This is a genomic window from Microbacterium kunmingense (assembly GCF_023155745.1).
GTDB classification, from domain to species: domain Bacteria; phylum Actinomycetota; class Actinomycetes; order Actinomycetales; family Microbacteriaceae; genus Microbacterium; species Microbacterium kunmingense.
Genome location: NZ_JAKNUS010000003.1, coordinates 352,404 through 379,159, shown reverse-complemented (window position 1 = coordinate 379,159; position 26,756 = coordinate 352,404). Strand labels below are relative to the sequence as shown.

Genomic DNA, 26,756 nt, shown 5'->3' with positions numbered 1-26,756 from the left:
CGGGTAGGTCCGATCGGGGCAAGATCGACGCGCCCCAGACGAAAGAAGCCGCCCCAAGCCCGGTCGTGGCTTGGGGACGCGGTGGCGCCGGTCAGCCGCGGCGCAGCCGCGCCTGCAGGCCGAGCCGGGCGGCGGGCCACTCGTGCGGGAGGATCGAGTACACCGCGGTGTCGCGCAGCGACCCGCCGGGGCCGAGGCGGTGGTTGCGCAGGATTCCGTCGAGCTTCGCGCCAAGCCGTTCGATCGCCGCACGCGACTGCCGGTTGTGCACGTGGGTGCGGAACTCGACCGCGATCGCATCGCACGTCTCGAAGGCGTGACCGAGCAGCAGGAGCTTCGAGGCGGAGTTCACCGCGGTCCGCTGCGCCGCCACACCGAGCCAGGTGTAGCCGATCTCGACGTGACGGTTGGGCTGGTCGATGTTGCAGAAGGTCGTCATGCCGACCGCCTCGCCGGTGTCGGCGCGAAGGATCGCCCACGGGTTCATCTCTCCGCGATCGCGCCACGCCTGCCGCTGCGCGATCTCGGCGTCCACGCCCGACGGGGAGGGGACGGAGGTGTACCAGGCGTGCTCCAGGCCTTCGGCAGCCCGGCGGAGATCGGCGGCGTGCCCCGCCGCCAGCGGCTCGAGTCGGACGTGGGCGTTCTCCAGCACAACGGGATCGGTCAGCAGCACGCCCGTCAGCCTACGCGCGCTCGCCCTCCTCGCCCCGCGCGCCCTCACGCGGCCCCGGCGCCTCGCCCATCGCGACCTGGACCGCGACGGCGCCGGTCGCGGCATCCGATGCGCGTGCGGCCTCGCGCGCCGCGACGATCGCCCGGCGTCCGGCCGGCACCGTGACCGCCAGCCCGATGACGATGAACGTCAACACCCCCGCTGCGACGAGGAGGACCTCGATCGGGAGCTGATCGGCGAGGGGCCCGAAGAACACCATCCCGATCGGCATCGCCACGGCCATCACGATGCCGACGAAGCCGAACACCCGACCCTGACGCTCGGGCTCGACGGTCTCCTGCAGGAGGGTCATCGACGGGGTCGAGAAGAACGGCACCGCGAGTCCGACGAGGAACATGAACCCGAAAAACACCCACACGTTCGGCGACAGGCCCAGACCGACCGACAGAGCCCCGAACACCAGCGACGACACCACGATGAGGCCGATCCGGCTCCGCTGTGCGAAGAAGGTCGCCACCACGACGCCGCCCAGCGTCATCCCGATACTGAACGCCACCTCCAGCACCGCGAGGTTGATGACGTTCTGCTGCTCGCCGGCATCGAACGAGCGCACCAGCATGAGCGGGGTCAGGTTCGACGGCGCCACGGTGAGCAGGAAGATGATGGCGAAGACGATCAGCAGCCACCGCACGAACGCGTGGTGGGCGATGTAGCGGACGCCGTCGACCAGGTCGGCGAAGTACGCGGTCGGCGCCCCCTCAGCCCGGCGCACAGCCCGCACCGGGATCATCGCGAGCAGGCCGATCCCCAGGGCGGCCGTGACGACGTCGATGAAGAAGATGGGGACGAGGGATGCCGCGGTGCCGCCGGTCGCCGCCGACGCCCACGCGTAGATCGCTCCGGCCGCGGCCGGCGCCAGCAGCGCCATCGCGGACTGGATCGACCCGTTGATGCCGTTGACCCGCATGAGATGACGCGTCGGGGTGATCTGCGGGATGAGCGCCGACACGGCCGGCATCTGGATCCCGGCGCCGGCGGAGCGGATCGCCAGAGCCAGGAAGACCAGCCACAGGTCGTCGTACCCGGTCAGCATGATCAGCGCGAGCCCGAGCGTGGTGGCCGCGATGGCGGCATCCGCCCCCATGATCAGGAATTTCCTGTTGTGCCGGTCGGCCCACACGCCACCGAAGATCGACACGATCGCCTGCGGCAGGAAGCCGAAGACGGCCGCCAGGGTCATGATGAGCCCCGACTCGTACGTGATCGTGAGGTACCAGAAGACGGCGTACTGCACGAGCATCGAGCCGAAGAGGCTCGCGGTCTGACCGCTGAGGAAGAAGACCACGTTCCGCAGCCACCCCCGAGTCCCTGCGGAGCCGGGGTCCACCGCAGCGTCCGCGTCGGGGATCATCTCGCCTCGATCTGCGCCAGCAGGGCGCGCGCGCCCGCGGCGAGGTCGGCGACCCTCGCGCCGGCGTCGGCGGCGGAGGAGCCGCGGACATCCAGGTACAGCTTCAGCTTCGGCTCGGTGCCGCTGGGGCGCACGATCACCCGCGCGCCCTCGGCCAGCCACAGGCGCAGCACGTCTCCGGGCGGGAGATCGCCGAGCCCGTGCCGCAGGTCTTCGAACCGCTCGACGGCGACCGCGCCGATGTGCGCCGGGGGTGCGGCCCGCAGCGCCGCCATGACGCGGTCGATCGCCGAGAGATCGTCGACGCGCACCGAGATCTGGTCGCTGGCGAAGAAGCCGAAGGTCTCGTCGAACTCGCGGAGCACATCGGTGAGGGTGCGGCCCTCGGCGCGTGCGTCGGCGACGATGCCGAGGAGAGCGACGGCGGCGGAGATCCCGTCCTTGTCGCGCACGGTGCCGGGGTTGACCAGATACCCCAGCGCCTCTTCGAAGCCGTAGACGATGCCCGGCGCCCGTGAGATCCACTTGAAGCCGGTGAGGGTGGCGTGGAAGTCCAGGCCGTAGTGGCGTGCCACCGCTTCCAGTCCGGGGGAGGACACCAGGGAGCAGGCGAGGGATGCCGCGGGCTCGCGCTGCGGGTCGGCGGCGACCTCCCGCGCGGCGCGCCACCCGAGCAGCAACCCGATCTGGTTGCCGGTGAGCCGGCGCCAGCCGCCTGCGGCGGCCGGATCGGGAAGGGCGACAGCGAGTCGGTCGGCGTCGGGATCGTTCGCGATGACGAGCTCCGCTCCCGCGGCCCGCGCGGTCTCGAAGGCCAGATCCATCGCCCCGGGCTCTTCGGGGTTGGGGAAGGCCACCGTCGGGAAGCGTCCGTCGGGGGCGGTCTGCTGCTCGACGAGGACCGGCGCGGGGTAACCGGCCGTCGCGAGGATCTTCGACAGGGTCTCCCACCCCACCCCGTGCATCGCGGTGAACACCCACCGGAGCCCCGCCGCCCCCGGACCCGCCGGGGCGACCCGCGCGGTCGCGGCGACATAGGCGTCGACGACGGACTCGTCGGCGAGCTCCCAGCCGTCCGAGCGCGGCAGCTCGTCGACCCTCAGGGTGTCGGCCACGCGCTGGATCTCGGCGGCGATCAGGGCATCGGCGGGCGCGACGATCTGCGATCCGGCGTGCACGCCGCCGAGGTACACCTTGTAGCCGTTGTCGTTCGGCGGATTGTGGCTCGCCGTCACCATGACGCCCGCGTGCGCGTCGAGGTGGCGGACGGCGAAGGCGAGCACCGGGGTCGGCAGAAGCCTCGGGAGCACGACGACCCGCAGCCCCATGCCCGCCATGATCTCGGCGGAGTCGCGGGCGAAGACGTCGGAGTTCCGACGCCCGTCGTACCCGATCACCACGAGCGGGGCCCCGGCGCCGGTTCCTGCGCCGATCTCGTCGGCCTGGGCGCGCACGTACGCGCCGAGCCCCGCCGCGGCCTGCGAGACCAGCACCCGGTTCATCCGATTGCTCCCCGCGCCGAGCTCCCCGCGAAGACCCGCGGTGCCGAAGGCCAGTCGCTCGGAGAAGCGGTCGTGCAGCTCGGCGTCCGCCTCGTCGTCGCCCGCCTCGGCGCGCGCGATCAGCGCGTCGAGTTCGGCGCGGGTCTCGTCGTCGGGGTCCTGCGCACGCCAGGCGCGCGCGAGCGCGATCACCCCCGCCTCCGCCGGTGTGGTCACAGCTTCTCCACCACCCGCGCGAGGAGGGACGAGATCACCGGCTCGGCCTCGCGCCCGGCCTCGAGCACCTCCTCGTGGCTGAGCGGCGTCGTCTGGATGCCGGCGGCGAGATTGGTGATGAGCGAGAAGCCCAGGATCTCCATGCCGGCCTGGCGGGCGGCGATCGCCTCGAGGGCGGTGGACATGCCCACGATGTCGCCGCCGATGCGCTCGGCCATCCGGACCTCGGCCGGGGTCTCGTAGTGAGGGCCTCGGAACTGGCAGTACACGCCCTCGTCGAGCGTCGGGTCGACCGAGCGCGCGATCTCGCGCAGGCGCGCGGAGTACAGATCGGTCAGGTCGATGAAGGTCGCACCCTCGAGCGGGGAGGCCGCCGTGAGGTTGATGTGGTCGCTGATCAGCACGGGCTGGCCCGGGCGCCAGCTGCGACGGATCCCGCCGGCACCGTTGGTGAGCACCATGATGCGGGCTCCGGTCGCCGCCGCGGTGCGGACGCTGTGGACGACGCGGCGCACCCCGTGACCCTCGTAGAAGTGGGTGCGGGCCCCGATGACGAGCACCCGTCGGCCGGCGGGGGTGAGGATGCTGCGGATCGTGCCCACATGACCCTCCAGCGCCGGGCGGCTGAACCCGGTCACCTCGGTCGCGGGGATCGTCGCGACGGTCTCGCCGAGGAGATCTGCCGCCTTCCCCCAGCCGCTGCCGAGGGTGAGGGCGATGTCGTGGTGGTCCACGCCGGTGAGGCGGGCGATGTCGTCGGCCGCCTGTGCGGCGACGGCGAACGGATCGGCGTTCGGGTCGTCGAGCGGATGAGTGCGGGGATGATGCATGAGATCACGATACGGACCAGATCCGACACCCTGCCACCGCACCGCCCCCGGGCGGGGCCCCGCGACTGTTTGAATGGAGACATGTCGTTGAGCTTCGAGCGGACCCAGAGCGTGGCGATCCTGGGCGGCGGTCCCGGCGGGTACGAGGCGGCGCTGGCCGCCGCACAGCTGGGCGCCGAGGTGACCCTCGTCGAGCGCGCGGGCGTCGGTGGGTCGGCCGTCATCACCGACGTCGTCCCCTCCAAGACCCTCATCGCCACCGCCGACGCCGCCGTGGCGATCTCGGAGGCGGGCGACCTGGGCGTGCAGCTGTTCGCGCGGGGCGAGAGCGGCAAGCCCCTGAAGCCCGAGATCGCCATCAATCTCGCGGCGGTGAACAAGCGGGTGCTGTCCCTCGCCCGTCAGCAGTCCGACGACATGCGCGCTTCGCTCGTCGAGGCGGGGGTGCGCATCATCTCCGGTCACGGACGCCTCGAGGGGCGCAACGAGGTCATCGTCTCCACCGACATCGGCGGCACCGACTTCGACCGGGTCGAGGCCGACACCCTGGTCGTCTCGGTCGGCGCCTCACCCCGTCAGCTCCCGAGCGCCAAGCCCGACGGGCAGCGCATCCTCACGTGGACGCAGCTCTACAGCATGAACGCCCTCCCGTCCCACCTCATCGTCGTGGGGTCGGGGGTCACCGGGGCCGAATTCGCCTCGGCCTACATGAACCTCGGCGCCGAGGTCACGCTCATCTCCAGCCGCGACCAGGTGCTTCCCGGGGAGGATGCCGACGCCGCGGCCGTGCTGGAGAAGGTGTTCAAGCGCGGCGGGATGACGGTGCTGTCGCGCTGCCGTGCCGAGAGTGTCGAGAACACCGGCGACGGAGTCCGCGTGACCCTCGGCGACGGCCGTGTCGTGGAGGGGAGTCACTGCCTCATGGCGGTGGGCGCCATCCCCAACACCGCCGGCATCGGCCTCGAGCAGGCCGGCGTGCAGATGACCGACTCCGGCCACATCCAGGTCAACCGGGTCGCGCGTACGAGCGTGCCGAACATCTACGCGGCGGGAGACTGCACCACCTTCGTGCCGCTCGCCTCGGTCGCCTCGATGCAGGGCCGCACCGCCGTGTTCCACGCGCTCGGCGACGTCGTCATCCCGCTCGAGCAGCGCCGCATCACCTCGAACATCTTCACCGCTCCCGAGATCGCCACGGTCGGATTCCAGGAGAAGGATGTCACCTCCGGCGACGCCGACGGACTCGTGCTGAAGCTCCCCCTCTCGGCCAACCCGCGGGCGAAGATGATGGGCGTGCGTGACGGCTTCGTCAAGCTGATCGCCCGCCGCGGGAGCGGCACCGTCATCGGCGGGGTCATCGTCGCCCCGCGTGCCTCGGAGCTGATCTATCCGATCGCGATCGCCGTGGAGCGCCGGCTCACGGTCGACCAGGTGTCGCGGGTGTTCGCGGTCTACCCGTCGCTCTCGGGGAGCATCACCGACGCCGCGCGCGCGATGCACATCGTCGACCGTCCGATGGACGCCGCGCAGGTCTGACCCGCTCGCCCGGCGAGCGTTTCGTCTCGTCGCTGCGCTCCTCGCTCAACGACCGGGGGGGGTGCGTCGACCCGGTCGTTGAGCGAGCGCAGCGAGTCGAAACGCACCGCGCTCCGCGCTCAACGAGCGGTGGGGGCGACCCCTAGACTGCCCCCGTGCCGATCAATCCCGCGGCGCGCTCGATGTCGAGCGCCGACGCCGCCCCCGCAGCATCCGGTCCGATCGATCCCTCCCTGCTGTCGGTACCCGACGGCCAGGTCGATGTGACGGTCGTCCGCGAGATCGACGGGCTGAGTTACATCGAGCCGAATGATCCGGCGATGCCCTCCTACCGGGTGATCGCCAACAACCGTCAACCCGTGGCGCTGCGCGACATGATGATTCTCCCGGTGCGCACGGGCTACATCGGTCAGGACCGCGTCAAGCCCGACCCTGCCCTCGTGCCGCCCACCGGCGCCGAGGCGGTGCCCGACGTCGATGTCGACACGGTGTACCTGCCCGTGCGCGACGGCGTCGCCTCCGCCCTCGTCTACCGCCCGCAGGGTGTCGCCCCCGGCGACGCGCTCGGCGTCATCCTGTATGTCCACGGCGGCGGGTTCACCGTCGGATCGGCTGCCGACACCGACTACATCACCCGGCGCCTCGCGAAGGACAACGGGGTGATCGTGGTCTCGGCCAACTACCGGCTCGCGCCGGAGTACCCCTTCCCGACCCCGCTCGAGGATGTCGCCGACCTGTACGCGTGGCTCCGCACCGACGCGCACCGGCTCGGCGGCGACCCGGGGTGGGTGGCCGTCGCGGGCGACTCGGCCGGGTCGAACTTCGCCGCGGCACTGCCTCTCCTCACGCGCGAGCGCGGGCTCGCCGCCCCCGACGCGGTGCTGATGTACGGCGCGTTCGTCGACTTCGCGCAGGAGAGGTGGCCGTCCTTCCAGGCGCAGGCGCCGCGGGGGATCGTCTACGACAGCGCGTTCTTCGGGTTCATCCGGGGGGCCTATCTGCCGACGACGCCCTGGACCGACCCGCTCGCGAGCCCCATCTACGGCGATCTCGCCGGCTACCCGCCGACCTTCCTCGCCACCGGGACCCATGACCCGATCGTCGATTCCGCGAAGGCGTTCGCCGAGGCGCTCGCCGCCGAGGGCGTCACGGTCGACGGCTACTTCCCCGAGGGGATGCCGCACGGGTTCTACTTCTTCCCCGACGTCCAGGTGCCCGAGGGAGACGTGGCGTTCGAGCGCACCGCTGCCTTCCTCGCGAAGCTGCGCGCCACGTAGCGGGTCACACCGCGCGCCGGCCGCGCGCGTCGATCCCGGGTGCTCGGGGCACCCATTTCCGTTCGGGGCGCGATCGTCGCGCCCCGAACGACGAAAGGCGCCCCGAACGCGCGCGCTGTCGGGCGGGGTGGGGAGGGATGCCGCGGCGCGGCGGCCCGCGCGGGGGCGGCGCTACGCGATCGTCAGCAGCTGGTGCCCGGCGGAGACCGTCGTGCCCGGGTCGGCGTTGATGGCGCCGACGGTGCCGTCCTTGTGGGCCTGGATGGGCTGCTCCATCTTCATGGCCTCCAGCACCACGACGAGGTCTCCTTTGACGACCTGCTGCCCCTCCGCCACGGCGACCTTGACGATCGTCGCCTGCATCGGCGCCTTCACCGCGTCACCCGACGCGCCCGCGACCGCCGAGGCGGTGTGGGAGCGTCGCGAGGGCGGCACCGCGGCGGGCCGGCCGGCGGTGTGCGACGTGGTGGCGACCCGGTCGGGGAGGCTCACCTCGAGACGTTTGCCGCTCACCTCGACGACGACGGTGTGGCGCCCCTCGCCGGGAGCCGGGGCGTCGAGCTCGCCGTCCCACGGCGGGATGTCGTTGTCGAATTCCGTCTCGATCCACCGCGTGTACACGCCGAACACGCCGTCCTCGGCGGTGAAGGCGGGGTCGCGGACCACCTTGCGATGGAAGGGCAGCACCGTGGGAAGGCCCGCCACCTCGAACTCGTCGAGAGCCCGCCGCGCGCGCTCGAGCGCCTCGGCGCGGTCGCGGCCGGTGACGATGATCTTCGCCAGCAGCGAGTCGAACGCGCCGGAGACGCTGTCGCCGGCGGTGACGCCGGAGTCCAGGCGCAGGCCCGGTCCGCCGAAGGTCTTGAACACGTGGATGGGGCCCGGCTGGGGGAGGAAGCCGCGCCCGGGGTCTTCGCCGTTGATGCGGAACTCGATCGAGTGTCCGACCGGCGCCGGGTCGTCGTAGCCGAGCTCCTCGCCCTCGGCGAGGCGGAACTGCTCGCGCACGAGGTCGAGCCCGGTCACCTCCTCCGAGACGGGGTGCTCCACCTGCAGGCGGGTGTTGACCTCGAGGAACGAGATCGTGCCGTCGGCGCCGATGAGGAACTCGCACGTGCCCGCGCCGAGGTACCCGACCTCTCGGAGGATCGCCTTGGAGGCGTCGTAGAGGATGCGGTTCTGCTCGTCGGTGAGGAACGGTGCCGGCGCCTCCTCGACGAGCTTCTGGTGGCGGCGCTGGAGCGAGCAGTCACGGGTGGAGACCACCACGACGTTGCCGGCGCTGTCGGCCAGGCACTGCGTCTCGACGTGCCGCGGCTTGTCGAGGTACTTCTCCACGAAGCATTCGCCGCGTCCGAAGGCCGCGATCGCCTCGCGGGTCGCCGACTCGAACATCTCGGGCACCTCGTGGAGCGTCCGCGCGACCTTCAGGCCCCGCCCGCCGCCGCCGTAGGCCGCCTTGATCGCGATCGGAAGCCCGACCGACTCGGCGAAGGCGACGACGTCGTCGGCGCCGGCGACCGGCCCCGGCGTTCCCGGCGCCAGGGGAGCGCCGACCTTCTCGGCGACGGCGCGGGCGGTCACCTTGTCGCCGAGCGCCTCGATGGCTTCGGGCGACGGGCCGATCCACACCAGGCCCGCGCCGATGACCGCGCGGGCGAAGTCGGCGTTCTCGGCGAGGAACCCGTAGCCGGGGTGCACCGCGTCCGCGCCGGAGCGGCGGGCCACGGAGAGGATCTTGTCGATCGACAGGTACGTCTCGGCGCTCGTGGCGCCTTCGAGGGCGTACGCCTCGTCGGCGAGGCGGGCGTGCAGGGCGTCGCGGTCCTGGTCGGCGTAGACGGCGACGGAGGCCTTCCCGGCGTCGCGGGCGGCACGGATGACGCGGACGGCGATCTCGCCGCGGTTTGCGATGAGCACCTTGGCGATTCGAGGCATGGTGGCCAGCCTACCGACGCGGATGGTCGGTCATTTGACTGGTTCGTACAAGAACCGGCGAGAAACGTGGGCGTCCTACGACAAGGGGGCGATCATGCGGGGGACTGCCAGAGCGTGGTCCACGTGATGCCGTGGCGCGTGATCAGGCGTCTCAGGGTCGACAGCGACATCCCGACCACGGTCGACGGATCGCCCTCGACCCGCTCGATGAAGGGTCCGCCGAGGCTGTCGACGGTGAAGGCGCCCGCGACCTGGAGCGGTTCGCCGGTGGCGACATAGGCGTCGATCTCGTCGTCGGTGACGTCGGCGGCGAAGCTCACCGAGGCCTCGGCGACGGCGTGCTCCTCATGCGCCGGTGCGCCCGGCGCGATGCGGAACACACTGTGCCCCGAGTGCAGAACCCCCGTCCGCCCCCGCATCGCGCGCCAGCGGGCGACCGCGACGTCGGGTTCGTAGGGCTTCCCGAGGATCACCCCGTCCAGCTCGAACATCGAGTCACCGCCGATCACGACGCCGTCGAAGGCCGGATCGTCCGCGACCACGCGCGCGGCGACATCCGCTGCCTTCCGCCGGGCCAGCAGCAGCACGTGCTCCTGCGGGCTGAGCCGGCGCCCCTCCCCGGCCTCGACCGCGGCGATGACCGCTTCCTCGTCGACGTCGGGCGCGAGGGTCTCGGGGTCGATGCCGGCGCTGCGCAGCAGCATGAGACGGGCCGGCGACGTCGAGGCGAGGAGCACACGCATGCCCCCACGCTAGCGAGGGAGCGGGGTTCGGTCGGTCATAGAGTTGAGGGATGGATGTCGGTGACCAGCTCGATCTCCGCATCGACGACGTCGCACACGGCGGCGTGTTCGTCGCCCGGCACGGCGCCGGCGAGGGGGAACGGGGACGGGTCGTCTTCGTCCCCGACACCCTCCCGGGCGAGGAGGTGCGGGCCCGGCTCGTCGACACCTCGAAGAAGGCGTTCTGGCGTGCCGAGGTGGTCGAGGTGACCCGGGCCTCGCCCGACCGGAGGCCGCACGTCTGGCGGCAGGCCGATCTCGCCACCCCGCCGGCGAATCGCCCGGGCGGCGCCGACTTCGGCCACATCGCCCTCGACGCGCAGCGCGCGCTGAAGAGGCGCGTGGTCGAAGACGCCCTCCGCCGCATCGGCGGTGCCGAGCGCGAGGTCACCATCGTGTCGGCGGGGACCTCGGCCGGAACGGAATCCCCGGATGCCACGCGCTGGCGCACCCGCGTGAGCCTCCATGTCGACGACCGCGGCGCCGTGGGACCTTACGCGGTGCGCAGTCACCGGGTGGTGACCGTGACGGAGCTGCCGCTCGCGACTCCCGAGATCGAGGAGGCGATGTCCTCGCTCGGCAGGCTGCAGAAGGGGCGGGTCGACCTCGTGCAGCCCGCCGACGGCCGGGTGCGCGTCATCCCGCGCCCCGAGCACGGGCGTCGCGGGCCCGACCAGAGTCCCGAGACCCGGGAGGTCGTGACCGAGCGGGTCGGCGGTCGCGCGTTCCGCGTCGACGCCGGAGGCTTCTGGCAGGTCCACCGCCTGGCCGCCGCGACTCTCACCGAGACGGTCACCCAGGCCCTCCGTCGCTCCGGCGCGTTCGACCCCGACGCGCTCCACCTCGACCTGTACGGGGGCGTCGGCCTCTTCGCCGCGGCGCTCGGCGACCTCGGCGGCGCCCGCACCCGGACGATCAGCGTCGAGTCCGACGCCCGCGCCACCGCCCATGCGACCGAGAACCTCGCCGCGTGGCCCGCGACGCGGGCCGAGACCGGGCGCGTCGACCGCTGGCTGCCCCGTTTCGCGCAGGGGCTCTCGCGTTCCGACGCGGACGCGCTCGCGCGCGGGACGATCCTCCTCGATCCGCCGCGCGCGGGCGCCGGCCGCGAGGTCGTCGACGCCGTCGCCGGGCTCGCGCCCGCAGCGGTCGTCTACGTCGCGTGCGACCCTGTCGCCCTCGCGCGAGACCTGCGCACCTTCCGTGACCACGGCTACGACACCGCGCGGGTCGAAGCGATCGACCTGTTCCCGCATTCGCACCACGTCGAAGCGGTGGCGGTGCTGACCGCCGAGGGGACGCGTGGATAGAGTGCTGACATGACCCGCGTGGCCCTCATCGACGATCACGAGTCGGTGCGCCTCGGGCTCGAAGCCGCGTGTGATCGCGTGGGCGGTCAGACCGTGGTGTTCTCGGGCAGCTCGGTCGCCGAATACCTCGACTGGCGCGCCTTCAGCGCGTCCGCACCCGCGGATGTCGTCGTGCTCGACCTCACCCTCGGCGACGGCACGACGGTGTCCGAGAACGTCCGCCGCCTCGTCCGTGACGGTTCGAGCGTCATCATCCACAGCGTCGCCGACAGGCCCGAGGCCGTCCGCGAGGCGCTGCTGGCGGGAGCCGCCGGGATCGTCAGCAAGTCCTCCCGCATCGACGACGTCACCGCCGCCATAGACACCGTCTCGCGCGGCGAGCCGTTGAACAACGTCGAGTGGGCGAGCGCCATCGAAGGAGACCGCGCGTTCGCCGACGCCCAGCTGTCCGCACGCGAGCGCGACGTGCTGCGCCTGTACGCGGCAGGCCTGCCGCTGCGCGCCGTCGCCGAGCGGCTCGGGGTGGCCTACTCCACGGCGAAGGAGAACATCACGCGGGTGCGGGTGAAGTACGTCGAGGTCGGCAGGCCCGCGCCCACCAAGCTCGACCTGATGCGCCGCGCGATCGAGGACGGCATCCTCACCCCGCCGGCGGCGGAGGGCTCGGTCGGCCATGAGCGTCGGCGCTGAGGCGCAGCGGACGGCGCCCCCCGAGGCGACGACGCGCATCCCGCAGGGGCCGGAGGGCGCGGCATCCCTCGGCTCGTTCACCCGGCGCAGGGTCGAGCGCGTCCTCACCATCGCCATCGCCATCGGATGCCTCATCCTCGGCGCTCAGGCTTTCGTCACCGCCCTCGGGCCGAGCGATGAGGCACCCGGGTGGCACGTTCCGCTCATGGTCCTCACCTTCGGTCCGCTCGCGGCCATGGTGATCGCCTGCGCGGTCGGGCGCGCCGAGCGCGTCTTCGCGGCGATCTTCTGCGTCTGCTACGTCGTGGCGCTGGCCCTGTGGCCGGCGGCGACCGCCGGCCAGCCGTCGGATCCCACGACGCAGCCGTGGATCTGGTACCTCGTGAACGTCGCCACGGTCGCCTCGGTGATCGTGGTGCCGTTCCGGTGGCAGGTCGCGTGGACGCTGATGGTGCCGATGTTCTTCGGCTCGGTGCGGATCCTGCAGACCGACGCGGCCGCCGCGCTGTGGATTCCGCTGGTCCTGGACGTCTCCTTCGCCCTGATCCTCGGAATGATGCTGATCACCCTCGGTCGGGTGTTCCGGCGGATCGCGGCCGATGTCGATGACGCCCGCACCAAGGCCGTCGCCAGCTACGCCCGCGCCGCAGCCGCCAACGCCGCAGAGGAGGAGCGGATCGCGGTCGCCGCGCTCATGCACGACAGCGTGCTGGCCGCGCTGATCGCCAGCGAGCGGGCCGACACCGAGCGTGAGCGCACTCTCGCCGTGGCGATGGCCCGGGAGGCGCTCACCCGTTTCGCCAACACCGAGCAGGGGGCGGAGGAAGGCAGCGACGAGCCCACCGACGCCGGCGCGCTCGCCGACGCGGTCGAGCGTGCCGCCGAGAACCTCGGAGCCGCCCCTGAGCGCAGCCGCGACATCGATCCCGGTACGCCGGCGCTTCCGGGGCGGGTCGCGCGCGCCCTGACGCTCGCGGCGACCCAGGCGGTCGCGAACGCCGTCGAGCACGCGCGAGGACAAGGCCTGGCCGTCCGGGTGTCGGGCCGGCCCGACCGCATCGCGGTGATCGTCTCCGACACCGGAGACGGGTTCGACCTGCATGCCATCCCCGACGATCGCCTCGGGATCCGGGCGTCGATCGTCGCCCGGGTGGCTGCCGTCGGGGGTATTGCGACCGTGGAGCCGACTCCCGGGGGGACCACGGTCACCCTGGAATGGCGGCCGGTGAGCGCATGATCCCCGTCCGCGGCATCCTTCTCGGCCTCGCCTTCGCCTTCACCGCCTATCTCGCGGCGCGGGGACTGTGGTGGACGGAGGACGTCCAGAACCCGTCGCTGGTGATCGCCGCGCTGCTGCTGTACCTCCCCACGACCTGGCTCTGCATCTTCTGGGAGCCCCGGCTCGCCGCCGACGACCCGGTCGAGGCCTCGGTGACTGCTGGGGTGCGCGGACCCACCCGCCTTCCGGTGTGGATTGCGCTCCTCGCGATCGCCAACGCCGTCGTCGTACCCGCGGCGATCTCGATGGGGGTCGCCGCCGACATCCGCACCGAACCGTTCGCGACCTGGTACCTCGGCGGCATCGGCGCCCTCATGACGATCGTGATGGCGCGGCGCCGGCCCCTGTTCGCCTGGATCGGCACCGCGATCCTCGCCGTGCTCTCCGCGCTGTGGATGGGGCCCCTCGATGCCCTGCGGCTCGGCCTCGTCGGATCGGTGGTCTGGGTCGTCGTCGCCCAGCTGCTCATCCGCGGGCTCGACCGCGCCGCACGAGACACCGCTCAGCTCGCCGAGCTGCAGCGGGTGTCGTCGTCGTGGCAGGCCTCTCAGCTCACCCGTCAGCGGGAGCGGCGCATCCAGGTGCAGCGGGCCCTCGCGATCGCCGGGCCGCTTCTGACCCGCACCGTCTCGACGGGTGGACGGCTGACGCCCGAGGAGCGCCTGCAGGCGCGCCTTGCGGAGGGTCGTCTTCGAGACGACATGCGCGGACCGCGACTCCTCGACGACGATGTGCGCGCCGAGGTGGAGCGCCTGCGGCGCCGGGGCGCGTCGGTCACGATGCTCGACGAGGGGGGCCTGGACGGCATCGACGAGCGCTCGCTCGCGCTCATCCGCGCCGAGCTGGCCGAGACGCTGCGCTCCGCCACGTCGGACCGGCTCTACATCCGCACGTCGCCGCACACGCGGGTGGCGGTCACCGTCGTCGGGCGCTCGGGCACCGAGAACGGCCTGTCCGATGAGGATGCCGTCGACCTCTGGCGCGAGATCGATCACCCCGGACGGTGACGGGCGCCGCCGACGATCGCAAGCCCACGGGTCCGCCCGCGGTCATGAGACCGGGCGACACATCCGGGGGAGGAGGCGAGGGGCGGCGAAGCCGCCCGCCCCTCGCCTGAGCGAACGGTTACCCGAAAACCGTTCGCGCAGCCAAACCGCTTGGACCGTCGAAGAGACGACGGGCGGTCGGGCCGAACGCAGAGCGTTCCAGCTCCTCCAGTATGCAGGGTCAGAAACGGGCTGTCTGTAGGTAGTTTGGGGGACAAATCGTCGATTTCGACGATTTCTTCAGCCGGCGAAGCGGCCCCACCCGACGTCGCGACGCAACGGCCGGCGCAGTCCGCGCTGCGAGACCGACCACGCGCTGCGGGTGGGGCGGTCATCGGCCACGGCCTCGGCCGATTCGGCCGCGTACTCCTGGCTGACCACGGCGATCAGGGCGGCCAGCTCCTCCTCGGTGGGAGAGCCCCGGCGCACATCGATCGCCACCGGAGGGAGGATAACGGTCTGGTCCGCCGTGCCGTTTCGCGGATCGCTCGCCGCGCTCACAGCGGGATGTTCCCGTGCTTCTTCGGGGGCAGGCTCGCCCGCTTCCCGCGGAGCGAGCGCAGCGCCTTCGCGACGGCGACCCGGGTCTGCGCGGGTTCGATGATGCCGTCGAGTTCGCCGCGCTCCGCGGCGAGGAACGGGGATGCCACGTTGTAGGTGTATTCGTTGGCGAGGCGGGTGCGCACGGCCGCGACATCCTCTCCTGCTTCCTCGGCGCGCTTGATCTCGCCGCGATAGAGGATGTTCACCGCCCCCTGGCCGCCCATGACGGCGATCTCTGCGGTGGGCCAGGCGAGGTTGACGTCGGCGCCGAGCTGCTTGGAGCCCATGACGATGTAGGCGCCGCCGTAGGCCTTGCGCAGGATGACGGTGACGAGCGGAACCGTCGCCTCGGCGTACGCGTAGAGCAGCTTCGCGCCGCGGCGGATGACGCCCGTCCACTCCTGGTCGGTGCCGGGGAGGTACCCGGGCACGTCGACGAGGGTGAGGATCGGCACCGAGAACGCATCGCAGAAGCGCACGAACCGGCTCGCCTTCTCACCGGCGTCGATGTTGAGGGTGCCCGCCATCTGCGACGGCTGGTTGGCGATCACTCCGACCGTGCGCCCCTCGACCCGGCCGAAGCCGATGACGATGTTCGGGGCGAAGAGGGGCTGGACCTCGAGGAAGTCGCCGTCGTCGACCAGGTGCGCGATCACCCCGTGGATGTCGTAGGGCTGGTTCGCCGAGTCGGGGATGACGGTGTTCAGGCTCCGGTCGGCGTCGGTCGTCTCGAACTCGAACGCCGTCTCGTAGACCGGCAGCTCCGACATGTTGTTGTCGGGCAGGAAGCCCAGCAGGGTCCGGGCGTAGTCGATCGCGTCGTCCTCGTCCTCGGCGAGGTAGTGGGCCACGCCCGACCGCGTGTTGTGGGTGTGTGCGCCGCCGAGCTCCTCCATGCCGACGTCTTCGCCGGTGACGGTCTTGATGACGTCGGGGCCGGTGACGAACATCTGGCTGGTCTTGTCGACCATGATGACGAAGTCCGTCAGGGCGGGGGAGTACACCGCGCCTCCCGCGGCAGGGCCCATGATGATCGAGATCTGGGGGATGACGCCGGAGGCGGCGGTGTTGAGGCGGAAGATCTCGCCGTACTTGCCGAGCGCGACCACGCCCTCCTGGATGCGCGCGCCGCCGGAGTCGAGGATGCCGATGATCGGCATCCCGCCCCGGAGGGCGAACTCCATGATCTTGATGATCTTGTCGCCGGCCACCTCGCCGAGCGAGCCGCCGAAGGTCGAGAAGTCCTGCGCGTACACCGCGACGGTGCGGCCGTGGATGGTGCCCGTGCCCGTGACCACCGAGTCGCCGTAGGGGCGGGACTTGTCCATGCCGAAGGCGGTGGTGCGGTGGCGGACGTACTCGTCGAACTCGACGAACGAGCCGGTGTCGACCAGCAGCTCGATCCGCTCACGCGCGGTCAGCTTGTTCTTGGCATGCTGCTTCTGCTGCGCCGTCGCCTCGGCGTCGAGAACGGCCTCCTGATAGCGCGCCCGAAGGTCTGCGATCTTGCCGGCGGTCGTGTAGAGGTCGGGCTGATCGGTCACGGGTTCCACCCTATCGGCGGGGCCCCGCGAGCCCTTGGAGGGTTCGCACAAGCGGTTCGCGGTTGTGCTGTGCGCTGCGAACCGCGGCGCCGGGTCGCGCGCTGCGGCATACGTCCGACCTTCTTCCCGGCGCGAGTACGATCGGTCCGCGAGAGTACCCTGCCGGCAGTTTCGTACTCCTGTCGGCCGATCGTCCTCACGCCCGCGCCCCGCGGGGCGCGAGATGGAGACCCTGCGCGATCGCGCGCAGCACCTCAGCCTGGACCCGCGGCCAACTGTGCACGACGTCGACGTAATCGAAGCGGAGGACCGTGTATCCGAGGGAACGCAGCAGCCGGTCGTGACGGATGTCCTTCCGCCTCTGCGCCGCATCGGAATGGTGCGCGAAACCGTCGATCTGAATGACGAGGCGATCTCCGATGAGACCATCGACGGGTTGCCCGCCGATCACCACCTGCTGCAGGACGCTCACGCCCACCCGCCGCATCCCGTGCACGAAGAGAGTCTCCAAGCCCGAATCCGAGAGCGCGCCCGCGATGTCCGCCAGCTGGCGAGCAGCCGCCGTCCGCCACGCGACCGCGCGCAGATGAGCGGGCGTGACGACGCCGCGCTGAAGAGCCGACTCCCACACGACGAGCGCGTCGGCCAGAGGAAGGCAGGTCGCCACCGCTGCCAGTACATTCTCGATCGCGTCGACGAGTTCGCGCGCCGGTGCGAGGGTGACCGCCTGTTGACGGTGGAAACGGACGCCGGCTGACACGCTGCTGGAGTGGGGCGGAAGACGGATATGCGGGCGGTTCGCGCCGTCCGGACGCCACAGGCCGAACGCATCCGTGGCACTCACACAGGTCACCACGCCGCCGAGGGTCGCCGCATGGCGGAGGTCAGGATCCAGATCGGGCGTCACCACCCAGGTGCGGCGCAGCAGCTGCAGTCCCTGTTCGGCGATCGCTCGGCGCAGGGTGTCCGGGCGCCATCCGGTCTCGAGGAGCGTGGCGCGGTGCAGGTATCCCTGGGGAGGAAGGATGATGCGTCGCATCCGGTCAGCATGGTGGCGCCGGGTGGCGGTCGAGCATGCCGCGCGGCGATCTGGGGATGAGTCGGCGCCGGCGGCTCATGTGCAGGAAGGGTTGCCGCGGGGGTGCCGGTCCGCCTTCCCGGCGCGCGTACGATCTGCCCAGGCGCGTACATCGATCGCGGAAACGTACTCCGCTCGGCCGATCGTCCGCGCGCGGGCGGGCGCGGGCGGGCGCGGGCAGGCGCGGGCAGGCGCGGGCGGACGTGGGCGGGCGCGGGGAGGCGCGGGAGGGCGAGCGCGCCGGACTAAGCGAAGACGCGCAGGCGCGGCGCGGGAGGCGCGGGAAGGCGAGCGCGCCGGACAAAGCGAAGCGCGCAGGCGCGGCGCGGGAGGTCGAGGGCGCGCACCGCCCCACGCGCAAGCCCCCCGCGCGGCGCGCCACCCGCGCATAGGGTGAAGGCATGCCGATCCCCACCGACGGGTATCCCCGCGCCGCCGCCGTCAGCCCCCGCGTCCAGATCACCGAGTCCACCGACTCCACGAACGCCGACGTCCTCGCGGCCGCCGCCGCAGACCCCGCCGGCTGGCCGCACCTGTCTGTCCTCCTCACCACCGACCAGCGCGCCGGTCGCGGCCGGCTCGACCGCAGCTGGACCACACCGCCCGGCACCGCCCTGGCGATGTCGGTCGTCGTGCGCGTGCCCGACCTGCCGGTCGCCGCGCGCGGGTGGATCCCGCTCGTCGCAGGCGCCGCGATGGCGCGCGCGGTCGGCGCACAGCTGCGCGGCACGCCGCACTCGGCCACGCTGAAATGGCCGAACGACGTGCTCATCGACGGCGGCAAAGTCTGCGGCATCCTCGCCGAGGTGGTCGCCGGCGATCCCGACACCGTCGTCGTCGGCGCCGGGGTGAACACGCGGATGACGCGGGCCGACCTCCCCGTCGACACTGCCATCTCCTTCACGGCCCTCGGCCTCACGTGCGACGACGACCGCCTCGTGGCCGACTTCCTCTCGGCTTTGGACGAGCAGCTCAGCGCCCTTGTCGCCGCGGGAGGGGATGCCGCGGCATCCGGAGTCTCCGGAGAGGTGAGCGCCCTGTGCTCCACCCTCGGCGCCGACGTCGCCGTGCAGCTGCCCGACGGCACCCGGCTCACCGGCCGCGCAACCCGACTCGACGCGGACGGACGTCTCGTCGTCGCGGACGCCACGGGCATCGAGACCGCGGTCTCGGCCGGCGACATCGTGCACGTGCGCTGATCCGGTCGCGGCCGAGAGCGCCGCGCGCCGGGTGTGGTGCGCCGGATTGTCGGGCCCCGCCCCGACAATGGGTGCATGACGCACCCGACCAGCTTCGCCGGGCGTCCCGCCACTCCCGCGCCGGGGGTGCCGACGCCCGAGCTGCGGATCGCCCGGGTGCGCTCGCACGCGCGGCGGCTGTTCTGGTCGGCCCTCATCCTCATCGCGGTGGCCGGTGCCGCCGGATACTTCTGGGGCAACCTCCCGGCACCCTTTGAGAACTGGATGCTGCTGACCGCAGCCGCCGTGGTGGTCTTCCTCCTGGTGCTGCTGCCGTTCGTGGCGTGGTGGAGCCGCGTCTACACGATCACGACCCGGCGCGTCATCGAGCGTTCGGGCATCTTCGCGACCCGCCGTCGCGACCTGTCGCATGTGCGGGGTTACACGATCCAGGTGCGCCGCGGACTGCTGCAGCGGCTGTGGGGTGCGGGAACCCTCACCCTGTCCAACGGGGCCGACGAGCCGATGCGGATGAAGAACATCCCCGGCGTCGTCCTCGTGCACGAGGTGCTCGTCGACCAGGTCGAGGTCAACCAGATCCTCGCTCACCGTGACGCGCAGTCGTCGGTGTCGGGCCCGTATCCGCCCGGGCCGCCCCCGCCACTGCCGCAGCACGGCTGAGACGACGGCGCCGCCTCGGGTGGCGACCGCCGGCCTGCACGAACGGGCCGTCTGCGCGAAGATGGCCACGGCAGAGAATGCGTCGAGCGGAAGGATGCCCCATGGCGTTGCGAGTCGGAGTCGTCGGCGGAGGACAGTTGGCGCGCATGATGATCGCGCCCGCCGTCGAGCTGGGCGTCGAGCTGCGGGTGCTCGCCGAGGACGAGGGCATGGCCGCGGCGCTCGCCGCCACCGCGGTCGGTGACTACCGCGACGCCGACACCGTGCTGCGTTTCGCCCGCGACGTCGATGTCATCACCTTCGATCACGAGCACGTGCCGCAGGATGTTCTGGCTGCTCTCGTCGACGCGGGCGTCGCCGTACGCCCGGGCCCGCATGCCCTTCAGTTCGCGCAGGACAAGCTGCACATGCGGCGCCGGCTCGCAGAGCTCGGCATGCCGCAGCCCGATTGGGCGGCGGTCGGCGACGCCGCCGGGGTCGAAGCGTTCCTCGCCGACCACGGCGGCCGCGCCGTGGTGAAGACGCCGCGGGGCGGCTACGACGGCAAGGGGGTGCGGGTGGTGTCGTCGGCGCACGACGCCGACGACTGGTTCACGGCGCTCGCCGAGGACGGACGCGGGGGTGAGCTGCTCATCGAAGAGCTCGTGCCCTTCACCCGCGAGCTCGCCCAGCAGGTCGCGCGGCGCCCCTCCGGGGAGGTGCGCGCGTATCCGCTCGTGGAGACCGTGCAGCGCGACGGTGTCTGCGCCGAGGTGCTCGCTCCTGCGCAGCGCACCGGGGAGCGCGAGCAGCAGGTGACGAGCGAGATCGCCGTCGGCATCGCCGAAGGGCTGGATGTGGCGGGGATGCTGGCGGTCGAGCTGTTCGAGACTGCGGACCGGGTGCTCGTGAACGAGCTCGCGATGCGGCCGCACAACAGCGGCCACTGGACGCAGGACGGCGCCGTCACGAGCCAGTTCGAGCAGCACCTCCGCGCGGTTCTCGACCTGCCGCTCGGCGACCCGGCGCCCAAGGCTCCGTGGACGGTCATGATCAACATCCTCGGCGGGCCGTCCAGCGGCGGGCTCACCGACCGCTTCGGCGACGCGATGGCCCGCCACCCCGAGGCCAAGGTGCACACGTACGGCAAGTCGCCGCGGCCGGGCCGCAAGGTGGGGCACGTCAACGTGTCAGGCGACGACCTCGACGATGTCGCCTACGCTGCGCGGGCGGCGGCGGCGGTCTTCCTCGACTGAGCGCGCCGACGGTACCCTCAGCAGCGGCGCAGCGCGCCGACGGCACCCTCAGCACCGGCGCTTGCGCGCCGTTGCGGGCTTCTTCCAGTTCGGCGCCCTAGCCTTATCGGGTGACTGGGTCTTTCGCGAGCGCTGAATCCGACGCGCGCACCGCTCCGCATCACGACACCCCGCTGCACGCGGCCACCGATCCGCTGGTCGGCGTGGTCATGGGGTCCGACTCCGACTGGCGCGTCATGAGCGACGCTTCCCAGGCGCTGACCGACTTCGGAATCCCGCACGAGGTCGAGGTCGTCTCAGCCCACCGCACGCCCGACAAGCTCATGGCCTACGGGCGCGGGGCGCGGGCCCGCGGCATCCGAGTGATCATCGCCGGCGCCGGAGGCGCCGCTCACCTCCCGGGCATGCTGGCCTCGGTCACCGCTCTGCCCGTCGTCGGCGTGCCGGTGCAGCTGGCGACGCTCGACGGCCTCGACTCGCTGCTGAGCATCGTGCAGATGCCCGCGGGCATCCCGGTCGCCACCGTGTCGATCAACGGCGCGAAGAACGCCGGGCTCCTCGCCGTCCGCATCCTCGGTTCGGGCGACCCCCGCGTCGCGGAGCAGGTCGAGGCGTACGCCCGCGACCTCGAAGCCGCTGTCGAGGAGAAGAACCGTCGCCTGAAGGATTCGCTGTGAGTGTGGCGAGTCCTCCGCGCACGACGGCGCGCGGATCGTCCGGCGCACGTGGCCGCGTGCTGGAAGAGCGTCCGCTGCGCTTCCCCGACGCCGGGTCGACCGCGATGATGACCAAGCGCGGCTGGTGGCTCGTCGGGCTCAACTTCCTCCTCCCGGGCTCTGCCCAGGTGGTCGCCGGCAATCGGCGTCTCGGTCGCGTGGGCATCACCGCCACCCTCATCTCCTGGCTGCTCGCGGTGGGCGCGGTGCTGACCTCCGCGTTCGCGCAGACGATCTTCCTCACCCTCGCGACGAACTGGTTCGTGCTCCTCCTCATCCAGGTGATCCTCATCGCGTATGCCGCCCTGTGGATCGTGCTGACCATCGACACGCTCCGCCTCGTCCGCCTCGTGCGCACCGGGCGCGGCGCCCGTTTCGGCATCGCCGCGCTCGCCGTCGCCCTCCTCGTGGTCGCGAGCGGCACCGTCGGCTACGCCGCCCAGGTGACGGGCACCGCGCGTGACACCCTCGGGGCGATCTTCGGCGTGAGCGGCCCCTCCGTTCCTCCCTCCGACGGGTACTACAACATCCTGCTCCTGGGTGCCGACAGCGGCGAGGGTCGCGATTCGATGCGGTTCGACAGCATCTCGGTCGTGTCGGTGAACGCCGACACCGGTGCGACGACGATCACCGGCATCCCGCGCGACATGCCCCACTTCCCCTTCGCACCGGGACCGATGCAAGACCGCTATCCCGACGGCCACCAGGGCGTCGCCGACCCGACCTGCGGGTGGGGGAGCGGCATCAATCAGCTGCGCACCGAGGTGGAGGTCTGCCAGGACGGCAACGCCCTCTACCCCGACGCCGTCGCGAACGGCTCGGCTCCCGGGATCGAGGCGACGAAAGATGCCGCCGAAGGCATCCTCGGGATCGAGATCCCGTACTACGTCTTCATCGACATGCACGGCTTCGCCTCCCTCGTCGACGCGCTCGGCGGTGTGGAGATCGAGGTCGCCGAGCGACTGCCCAAGGGCGGCGGTCCGGCCTACGACGGCCAGCCCGCCGAGGAGTGGGCGATCGGCTGGATCGAGCCCGGGCTGCAGCGCATGGACGGCGACACCGCCCAGTGGTACGCCCGCTCGCGGTACACCACGAGCGATTTCGACCGCATGCAGCGCCAGCGCATCCTGCAGCAGGCGATCCTCAACCAGTTCACGCCGCAGACGGTGCTGACCCGTTTCCAGGACATCGCCGCAGCAGGTGCCGACATCGTCCAGACCGACCTGCCGCAGTCGCTTCTGCCGTATCTTGCCGACCTGGCGCTGAAGGCGCAGGAGCAGCCGGTCACCACGATCGAGCTCATCCCCGAGTTCGGCATCGACGAGTACGACCCCGACTACGCCTACGTGCAGGAGCTCGTGCGCACCGCCCTGCATCCGCCCACCCCGACGCCCACGCCGGAGGGCTGATGACCGCCACGCTCCGAGTCATGCTCGACCAGGTCGCGGTGCCGACCGACAACGACCTCGCCGAGGCATCCCGCGAACTCGCCCGCGCACTCGTCGCCGGGGCCCCCTCGGGAACCGAGGTCGAAGCGATCGTGCCGGCGCAGACGGATGCCACGGCGCTGCGTGCCGCCGTCCCCGGCCTTGCGGGGGTGCATCCTGCGGCGCTGCCGCGCCGCGAGCTGTCGATGGCCGTGCAGCTGGGTGCCCCCACGGGCATCGGCGCGGGGATGATCCATTCGCCGACGCTGATGGCGCCGCTCGTGCGGCACGACCGCGTGCACAACCACGATCAGACCGTCGTGACCGTCTGGGACAGCCGGGCATGGGATGCCGCGGGAGAGCTCTCGCGCGGTGCGCTGTCGTTCCAGCGGGCGATGATCAAGCGTGCCGCGAAGCACGCCGACGCCGTCGTGGTGCCGACCCACGCGCTCGCACGCCGCATCGCCGGGGTCGTGAATCTGGGAGAGCGGATCCGCGTGATCCCCGGCGCCGCGCCGCTCGGCTTCGCGGTGCCGAACGACGAGGTGGGCCGGCGGCGCGAGCTGGATCTGCCTGAGGGCTTCGTGCTGCTCGCCGGATCGGCGTCACGAGTCTCGGACGGTCTTGCGGTCGGGCTGGCCGCGGTGGCGCGAGCGGGCGTGGACCTGCCCGTCGTGGTCATCGATGCGCCCGAGGGGGAGGAGCCGGCGATCGCCGACCTCGCCGAAGCGGCGGGGCTTCCGGAGCGACGGCTGCACGTGCGCGGGGCGTTGGAGACCTGGGACCGTGCGGCGGTGTTCGGTGCGGCACTGGCCTTCTTGGCGCCGTCGCGGCGCGAGGCGTTCCCGTGGCGGGTTGTCGATGCGCTGACCCTCGGCGTGCCGGTTCTCGCCGCGGCATCCGATTCGCACGCCGAGGTGATCTCGGACGGCGGTCAGCTCGTGGACGAGGCGGATGACGCGGTGCTCAGTGAGGCGCTCGGGTCGGCGTTGGAAGAGGCGCTCGGGTCGGTGTCGGCCGCGGAGCGGCTGGGCGTGCTCGCGGCCGACCGCGGGCGGGCGTTCTCATGGGCCGAGGCGGCCGACAAGGTCTGGCACCTGCACGCCGACCTGTGAGCGTCAGAGGCGGAAGCGCCTTTGCTTGAGGCGCTGCTTCTGTCGCCACAGGAATCCGCGGATGCGTGTGTCCAACATCCGATCGAGGTGATGCTGGATCCTGTCGACGGATGTGGACAATTGCTCGAGCCGCGCTTGTTGCTCCCTGATCGCAGCGAGAAGCGTTTCAGTGTGCCGATCCTGCCGGGCATCCGTCTGCTCAGCGCGCAACGTGATCGCGTCTTTCTGTGACGCAAGGATGAGGGGAAGTCCGGCACCGTGCGTCGCGATGAAGGCGCGGAGTTGCTCATCTCGAAACGCCCGGTCCGCCCTCTCATGATCGTCGGTGGCTGCGAAGACGCTGTTTCCCTCCGGGCCCGTCTCCGACGGACGCTGATGCCAGTAGGCGAGCACTTCACCGGAGACGTATCGAATCGATTTCGCCGAGCACACCAGCAGGTTGAACGCCCAGTCCGCAGCCGCCGGGAGTCGCTCGTCGTAGAGACCGAACTGGTCGTGGAGGCTTCGGCGATAGAGGAACTGAATCGGCACGAATCGGTTGAAGTGAAGGAGGTCGACGAGGAGAACTTCCGGATTGTGCTCCTCCAGGATGTATCGGCCCTCTTCCACAACCTCCGTTCCGCGAAGTGCCTCGTGAATCACCTCAGCGCGCGCAATCACCCCTAGCTCGTCGCAGTTCACGTCCAGAAAGCCGACGGTCGCTTCGAGAAAGCGTGGGTGCCATGAGTCATCGTCGTCATGGAGTGCGACGTAGGTACCAGCGGATTGGCGTATTCCTGCGTTCGCAGCAGGCCAGCGTCCCAACGATTCCTCGTTCCGAATGATCTTGACCCGTTCGTCCATATCCATCTGGACCGACGTGAGCACACCCTCCAGGACGGCCGGATCACCCCCGTCGTTCACGACGATGCACTCCCAGTCGTTGTACGTCTGGTGCAGGATGCTCCGGAACGCACGGCTGAGCAGGTCGGGTCGGTCCTTCGTACGAACGACGATGGATACTTTCGGTGAAATCAGTGTGCTCGCTCCCTGTCGATGTTGACCTAGACCAGAGGTCAGGAACGCATCAGTTCCACGGCCCGCTTACTGTCGCCGTCGAACTCCACCTGCCCCGAGCGAAGAAGGATGCCTCGCTGACAGAGCTGCGACACCATGTCGAGGTCGTGAGAGACCACGACCATCGTCTTCCCGTCGGCGTGCAACTCGCGGATGCGCGCCAGACACTTCTTCTGGAACGGCTCGTCTCCGACCGACAGAATCTCGTCGATGAGCAGAATGTCGACTTCGGTGTGTATAGCGACGGAGAACGCCAGACGCAGGAACATACCGGAGGAGTAGTGCTTGACCTCGGTATCGATGAACTGCTCGATCTCGCTGAAGGCAACGATGTCATCGAAGCGCGCCAGCGTCTCCTTCTTGGTCATCCCCAGAATCGCAGCATTCAGATAGATGTTCTCTCTCCCGGAGAGATCCGGGTGGAACCCAGCGCCGACTTCGATCAACCCGGCCACTCTGCCTCGGGTTCGGACCGATCCGTGGTCCGGCGTCAGAACTCCCGAAATCAGCTTCAGCATCGTTGATTTGCCAGAGCCGTTGAAGCCGAGGAGGGCAACCGACTCGCCTTCTTCGATGGCGAAGGACACTCCGTCGAGCGCGCGGAAGTCCGTCGTCAACGGTTTCCGCCGCACGGCTGCAAGGAATGTCTCCTTGATCGAGTGGGTGTGCCGGAGCTTGAACTCTTTTCGCACGTCCTCGACGACGATGCTCGACGTTGTTCCTGTCAGGTCAGAGGTCTTGAGCAAAGCGCCCCTCCAATCTGCGGAAGACGAGTTGCCCGACGACGAGCACGATGAGGGATGTTGCCATCGCGATCCCGGAGAAGAGCCAGAGATCGGGCAACAACTGTCCGTTGCGGGGGTTGAGCGGCGACCAGATCCCATAGTGGAAGAGCTCTACCGCGGGGGTGATGGGGTTGAGTCGGTAGACCGTAAAGAGCCATTCAGGTAGCTGCCCCGCGACCATCTCCCACTGGTACATGACCGGCGATGCCCAAACGGACATCATCACGATGATTTCGACGAAGCTCTGCGCGTCGCGGAAAGTCACGTTGATCGCGCCGAAGAGAAGACCGAGCCCGGTCGCCAGGCAGGCGACGATCGCGAGAGCGAGGAGGAGCGCGGCAATGTGTGCCAGGGAGGGTGCCCATCCGAAGAACAGCGCGATGACGATGATGACGAGAATCTGCGGAAGCGAATTCACCGCAGCGATCATCATGCTGGAGACGGGGAACATCTCCCGAGGGAGATAGATCTTCTTGATGAGTGCCGCGTTGTCGACAAGTGACCGGGTGCCGTTCGCAAAGGCCTCGTTGAAGAACGTCACCACGGTGATGCCCGCGAGCAGGTAGATGGGGAAGAAGTCGACTCGGCCGTTCATCCCGAGGAAGACGCCGATCGCGACGTAGAAAACGACGAATTGGACGAGGGGCTTCACGTACGACCACGCCCAGCCGAGGACTGATCCGCGATACCGGATCTGGACTTCTTTCCGAACGATCAGCGAAAGCAGATAGCGCCGCCGAAAGACGTCGAGCAGTCCGACGCTGCGGCCGGGCTGCTCCAGCGCGGTGGTGTCCGTCAGGGCGCGAGACATTGGTTCCTCATGGAGATCGGGGCCCGGTATGGGCCGTCTCATCCTACTGAGGCGTGGCTGTCGGGTTGCTCCAAGCACGCGTTGCTAGGCTTCG

At 70.7% G+C, this 26,756-nt stretch carries 24 protein-coding genes; 12 read left to right on the top strand and 12 right to left on the bottom strand.

The features are described from left to right. Positions 1 to 91: 91 nt before the first annotated feature. The 4 genes from MA875_RS06735 to MA875_RS06720 are packed head-to-tail and all read right to left on the bottom strand — an operon-like array spanning position 92 to position 4,635. A complete protein-coding gene (locus MA875_RS06735; RefSeq protein WP_248241275.1) occupies positions 92 to 676 on the bottom strand; it encodes a GNAT family N-acetyltransferase in 585 nt (194 codons plus the stop codon). Between the two features lie 10 nt (positions 677 to 686). Next, positions 687 to 2,087 carry an MFS transporter gene (locus tag MA875_RS06730; protein ID WP_248241273.1) on the bottom strand — a complete coding sequence of 467 codons (1,401 nt, stop codon included), beginning with the start codon at positions 2,085 to 2,087 and terminating at the stop codon, positions 687 to 689. Further along, complete coding sequence (locus MA875_RS06725; RefSeq protein ID WP_248241271.1) at positions 2,084 to 3,805, bottom strand: phospho-sugar mutase; 1,722 nt, start codon at positions 3,803 to 3,805, stop codon at positions 2,084 to 2,086. Before MA875_RS06725 ends, MA875_RS06730 begins: the two co-directional genes overlap by 4 nt. Then, a complete protein-coding gene (locus MA875_RS06720) occupies positions 3,802 to 4,635 on the bottom strand; it encodes a purine-nucleoside phosphorylase (RefSeq protein WP_248241269.1) in 834 nt (277 codons plus the stop codon). Before MA875_RS06720 ends, MA875_RS06725 begins: the two co-directional genes overlap by 4 nt. An 81-nt stretch (positions 4,636 to 4,716) precedes the next feature. Between MA875_RS06720 and MA875_RS06715 the strand changes: the two genes are divergently transcribed. Together MA875_RS06715 and MA875_RS06710 are read left to right on the top strand one after the other, a co-directional pair. Continuing rightward, on the top strand, positions 4,717 to 6,171 hold the full coding sequence (locus MA875_RS06715; RefSeq protein WP_248241267.1) for an NAD(P)H-quinone dehydrogenase: 1,455 nt from the start codon (positions 4,717 to 4,719) through the stop codon (positions 6,169 to 6,171). 155 nt (positions 6,172 to 6,326) lie between these two features. Next, positions 6,327 to 7,448: an alpha/beta hydrolase gene (locus tag MA875_RS06710; RefSeq protein ID WP_248241265.1), complete on the top strand. Its 1,122-nt coding sequence runs from the start codon at positions 6,327 to 6,329 to the stop codon at positions 7,446 to 7,448. A gap of 171 nt (positions 7,449 to 7,619) precedes the next feature. Here MA875_RS06710 and MA875_RS06705 read toward each other — a convergent pair whose 3' ends face one another. Both MA875_RS06705 and MA875_RS06700 read right to left on the bottom strand, forming a co-directional pair. Then, positions 7,620 to 9,386, bottom strand: a complete 1,767-nt coding sequence (locus MA875_RS06705; RefSeq protein ID WP_248241262.1) for an acetyl/propionyl/methylcrotonyl-CoA carboxylase subunit alpha — start codon at positions 9,384 to 9,386, stop codon at positions 7,620 to 7,622. Positions 9,387 to 9,478: 92 nt separating this feature from the next. Continuing rightward, complete coding sequence (locus MA875_RS06700) at positions 9,479 to 10,129, bottom strand: Maf family protein (protein WP_248241261.1); 651 nt, start codon at positions 10,127 to 10,129, stop codon at positions 9,479 to 9,481. Between the two features lie 50 nt (positions 10,130 to 10,179). On the opposite strand from MA875_RS06700, the gene MA875_RS06695 reads away from it, so the two are divergent. From MA875_RS06695 to MA875_RS06680, 4 genes are read left to right on the top strand one after another with little or no spacing between them, the layout of a single operon-like run. Continuing rightward, positions 10,180 to 11,478, top strand: coding sequence for a class I SAM-dependent RNA methyltransferase (locus MA875_RS06695; RefSeq protein ID WP_248241260.1), 1,299 nt, complete (start codon positions 10,180 to 10,182; stop codon positions 11,476 to 11,478). Positions 11,479 to 11,487: 9 nt separating this feature from the next. After that, positions 11,488 to 12,168, top strand: a complete 681-nt coding sequence (locus MA875_RS06690; protein WP_248241259.1) for a response regulator transcription factor — start codon at positions 11,488 to 11,490, stop codon at positions 12,166 to 12,168. Then, entirely contained in the window at positions 12,152 to 13,405 is a 1,254-nt protein-coding gene (locus tag MA875_RS06685) for a sensor histidine kinase (protein WP_248241257.1), read from the top strand. The genes MA875_RS06690 and MA875_RS06685 overlap by 17 nt, the downstream gene beginning before the upstream one ends. After that, a complete protein-coding gene (locus MA875_RS06680) occupies positions 13,402 to 14,454 on the top strand; it encodes a hypothetical protein (RefSeq protein WP_248241255.1) in 1,053 nt (350 codons plus the stop codon). Before MA875_RS06685 ends, MA875_RS06680 begins: the two co-directional genes overlap by 4 nt. A 279-nt stretch (positions 14,455 to 14,733) precedes the next feature. Here MA875_RS06680 and MA875_RS06675 read toward each other — a convergent pair whose 3' ends face one another. The 3 genes from MA875_RS06675 to MA875_RS06665 all read right to left on the bottom strand — a co-directional run bounded on the left by MA875_RS06675 (position 14,734) and on the right by MA875_RS06665 (position 17,619). After that, on the bottom strand, positions 14,734 to 14,934 hold the full coding sequence (locus MA875_RS06675) for an acyl-CoA carboxylase subunit epsilon (protein ID WP_248241253.1): 201 nt from the start codon (positions 14,932 to 14,934) through the stop codon (positions 14,734 to 14,736). A gap of 56 nt (positions 14,935 to 14,990) precedes the next feature. After that, positions 14,991 to 16,589 carry an acyl-CoA carboxylase subunit beta gene (locus MA875_RS06670; RefSeq protein WP_248241251.1) on the bottom strand — a complete coding sequence of 533 codons (1,599 nt, stop codon included), beginning with the start codon at positions 16,587 to 16,589 and terminating at the stop codon, positions 14,991 to 14,993. A 187-nt stretch (positions 16,590 to 16,776) separates the two neighbouring features. After that, positions 16,777 to 17,619, bottom strand: a complete 843-nt coding sequence (locus MA875_RS06665; protein ID WP_248241250.1) for an endonuclease domain-containing protein — start codon at positions 17,617 to 17,619, stop codon at positions 16,777 to 16,779. A gap of 440 nt (positions 17,620 to 18,059) precedes the next feature. Between MA875_RS06665 and MA875_RS06660 the strand changes: the two genes are divergently transcribed. The 6 genes from MA875_RS06660 to MA875_RS06635 all read left to right on the top strand — a co-directional run bounded on the left by MA875_RS06660 (position 18,060) and on the right by MA875_RS06635 (position 24,010). Further along, on the top strand, positions 18,060 to 18,857 hold the full coding sequence (locus tag MA875_RS06660) for a biotin--[acetyl-CoA-carboxylase] ligase (protein ID WP_248241247.1): 798 nt from the start codon (positions 18,060 to 18,062) through the stop codon (positions 18,855 to 18,857). A gap of 75 nt (positions 18,858 to 18,932) precedes the next feature. Then, a complete protein-coding gene (locus MA875_RS06655; protein WP_248241246.1) occupies positions 18,933 to 19,517 on the top strand; it encodes a PH domain-containing protein in 585 nt (194 codons plus the stop codon). 101 nt (positions 19,518 to 19,618) lie between these two features. Next, positions 19,619 to 20,752, top strand: a complete 1,134-nt coding sequence (locus MA875_RS06650) for a 5-(carboxyamino)imidazole ribonucleotide synthase (RefSeq protein ID WP_248241243.1) — start codon at positions 19,619 to 19,621, stop codon at positions 20,750 to 20,752. A 209-nt stretch (positions 20,753 to 20,961) separates the two neighbouring features. Next, complete coding sequence (gene purE / locus MA875_RS06645) at positions 20,962 to 21,429, top strand: 5-(carboxyamino)imidazole ribonucleotide mutase (RefSeq protein WP_248241382.1); 468 nt, start codon at positions 20,962 to 20,964, stop codon at positions 21,427 to 21,429. Further along, positions 21,426 to 22,877, top strand: coding sequence for an LCP family protein (locus MA875_RS06640; RefSeq protein ID WP_372492537.1), 1,452 nt, complete (start codon positions 21,426 to 21,428; stop codon positions 22,875 to 22,877). Before purE ends, MA875_RS06640 begins: the two co-directional genes overlap by 4 nt. Beyond that, positions 22,877 to 24,010, top strand: coding sequence for a glycosyltransferase (locus MA875_RS06635; RefSeq protein ID WP_248241241.1), 1,134 nt, complete (start codon positions 22,877 to 22,879; stop codon positions 24,008 to 24,010). Before MA875_RS06640 ends, MA875_RS06635 begins: the two co-directional genes overlap by 1 nt. 3 nt (positions 24,011 to 24,013) lie before the next feature. Here MA875_RS06635 and MA875_RS06630 read toward each other — a convergent pair whose 3' ends face one another. From MA875_RS06630 to MA875_RS06620, 3 genes are read right to left on the bottom strand one after another with little or no spacing between them, the layout of a single operon-like run. Beyond that, complete coding sequence (locus MA875_RS06630) at positions 24,014 to 25,006, bottom strand: glycosyltransferase family 2 protein (RefSeq protein WP_308221507.1); 993 nt, start codon at positions 25,004 to 25,006, stop codon at positions 24,014 to 24,016. Positions 25,007 to 25,065: 59 nt separating this feature from the next. Then, positions 25,066 to 25,812 carry an ABC transporter ATP-binding protein gene (locus MA875_RS06625; protein ID WP_248241240.1) on the bottom strand — a complete coding sequence of 249 codons (747 nt, stop codon included), beginning with the start codon at positions 25,810 to 25,812 and terminating at the stop codon, positions 25,066 to 25,068. After that, entirely contained in the window at positions 25,796 to 26,662 is an 867-nt protein-coding gene (locus MA875_RS06620) for an ABC transporter permease (protein WP_248241238.1), read from the bottom strand. Before MA875_RS06620 ends, MA875_RS06625 begins: the two co-directional genes overlap by 17 nt. Between the last annotated feature and the right edge of the window lie 94 nt (positions 26,663 to 26,756).

Excerpts from the sequence above, each read along its gene's own strand:
- MA875_RS06730 (WP_248241273.1), bottom strand. The coding sequence starts at position 2,087 with ATGATCCCCGACGCGGACGCTGCGGTGGACCCCGGCTCCGCAGGGACT.
- MA875_RS06720 (WP_248241269.1), bottom strand. The coding sequence starts at position 4,635 with ATGCATCATCCCCGCACTCATCCGCTCGACGACCCGAACGCCGATCCG.
- MA875_RS06715 (WP_248241267.1), top strand. The coding sequence starts at position 4,717 with ATGTCGTTGAGCTTCGAGCGGACCCAGAGCGTGGCGATCCTGGGCGGC.
- MA875_RS06705 (WP_248241262.1), bottom strand. The coding sequence starts at position 9,386 with ATGCCTCGAATCGCCAAGGTGCTCATCGCAAACCGCGGCGAGATCGCC.
- MA875_RS06700 (WP_248241261.1), bottom strand. The coding sequence starts at position 10,129 with ATGCGTGTGCTCCTCGCCTCGACGTCGCCGGCCCGTCTCATGCTGCTG.
- MA875_RS06695 (WP_248241260.1), top strand. The coding sequence starts at position 10,180 with ATGGATGTCGGTGACCAGCTCGATCTCCGCATCGACGACGTCGCACAC.
- MA875_RS06690 (WP_248241259.1), top strand. The coding sequence starts at position 11,488 with ATGACCCGCGTGGCCCTCATCGACGATCACGAGTCGGTGCGCCTCGGG.
- MA875_RS06685 (WP_248241257.1), top strand. The coding sequence starts at position 12,152 with ATGAGCGTCGGCGCTGAGGCGCAGCGGACGGCGCCCCCCGAGGCGACG.
- MA875_RS06680 (WP_248241255.1), top strand. The coding sequence starts at position 13,402 with ATGATCCCCGTCCGCGGCATCCTTCTCGGCCTCGCCTTCGCCTTCACC.
- MA875_RS06665 (WP_248241250.1), bottom strand. The coding sequence starts at position 17,619 with ATGCGACGCATCATCCTTCCTCCCCAGGGATACCTGCACCGCGCCACG.
- MA875_RS06660 (WP_248241247.1), top strand. The coding sequence starts at position 18,060 with ATGCCGATCCCCACCGACGGGTATCCCCGCGCCGCCGCCGTCAGCCCC.
- MA875_RS06655 (WP_248241246.1), top strand. The coding sequence starts at position 18,933 with ATGACGCACCCGACCAGCTTCGCCGGGCGTCCCGCCACTCCCGCGCCG.
- MA875_RS06650 (WP_248241243.1), top strand. The coding sequence starts at position 19,619 with ATGGCGTTGCGAGTCGGAGTCGTCGGCGGAGGACAGTTGGCGCGCATG.
- purE (WP_248241382.1), top strand. The coding sequence starts at position 20,962 with ATGGGGTCCGACTCCGACTGGCGCGTCATGAGCGACGCTTCCCAGGCG.
- MA875_RS06635 (WP_248241241.1), top strand. The coding sequence starts at position 22,877 with ATGACCGCCACGCTCCGAGTCATGCTCGACCAGGTCGCGGTGCCGACC.
- MA875_RS06620 (WP_248241238.1), bottom strand. The coding sequence starts at position 26,662 with ATGTCTCGCGCCCTGACGGACACCACCGCGCTGGAGCAGCCCGGCCGC.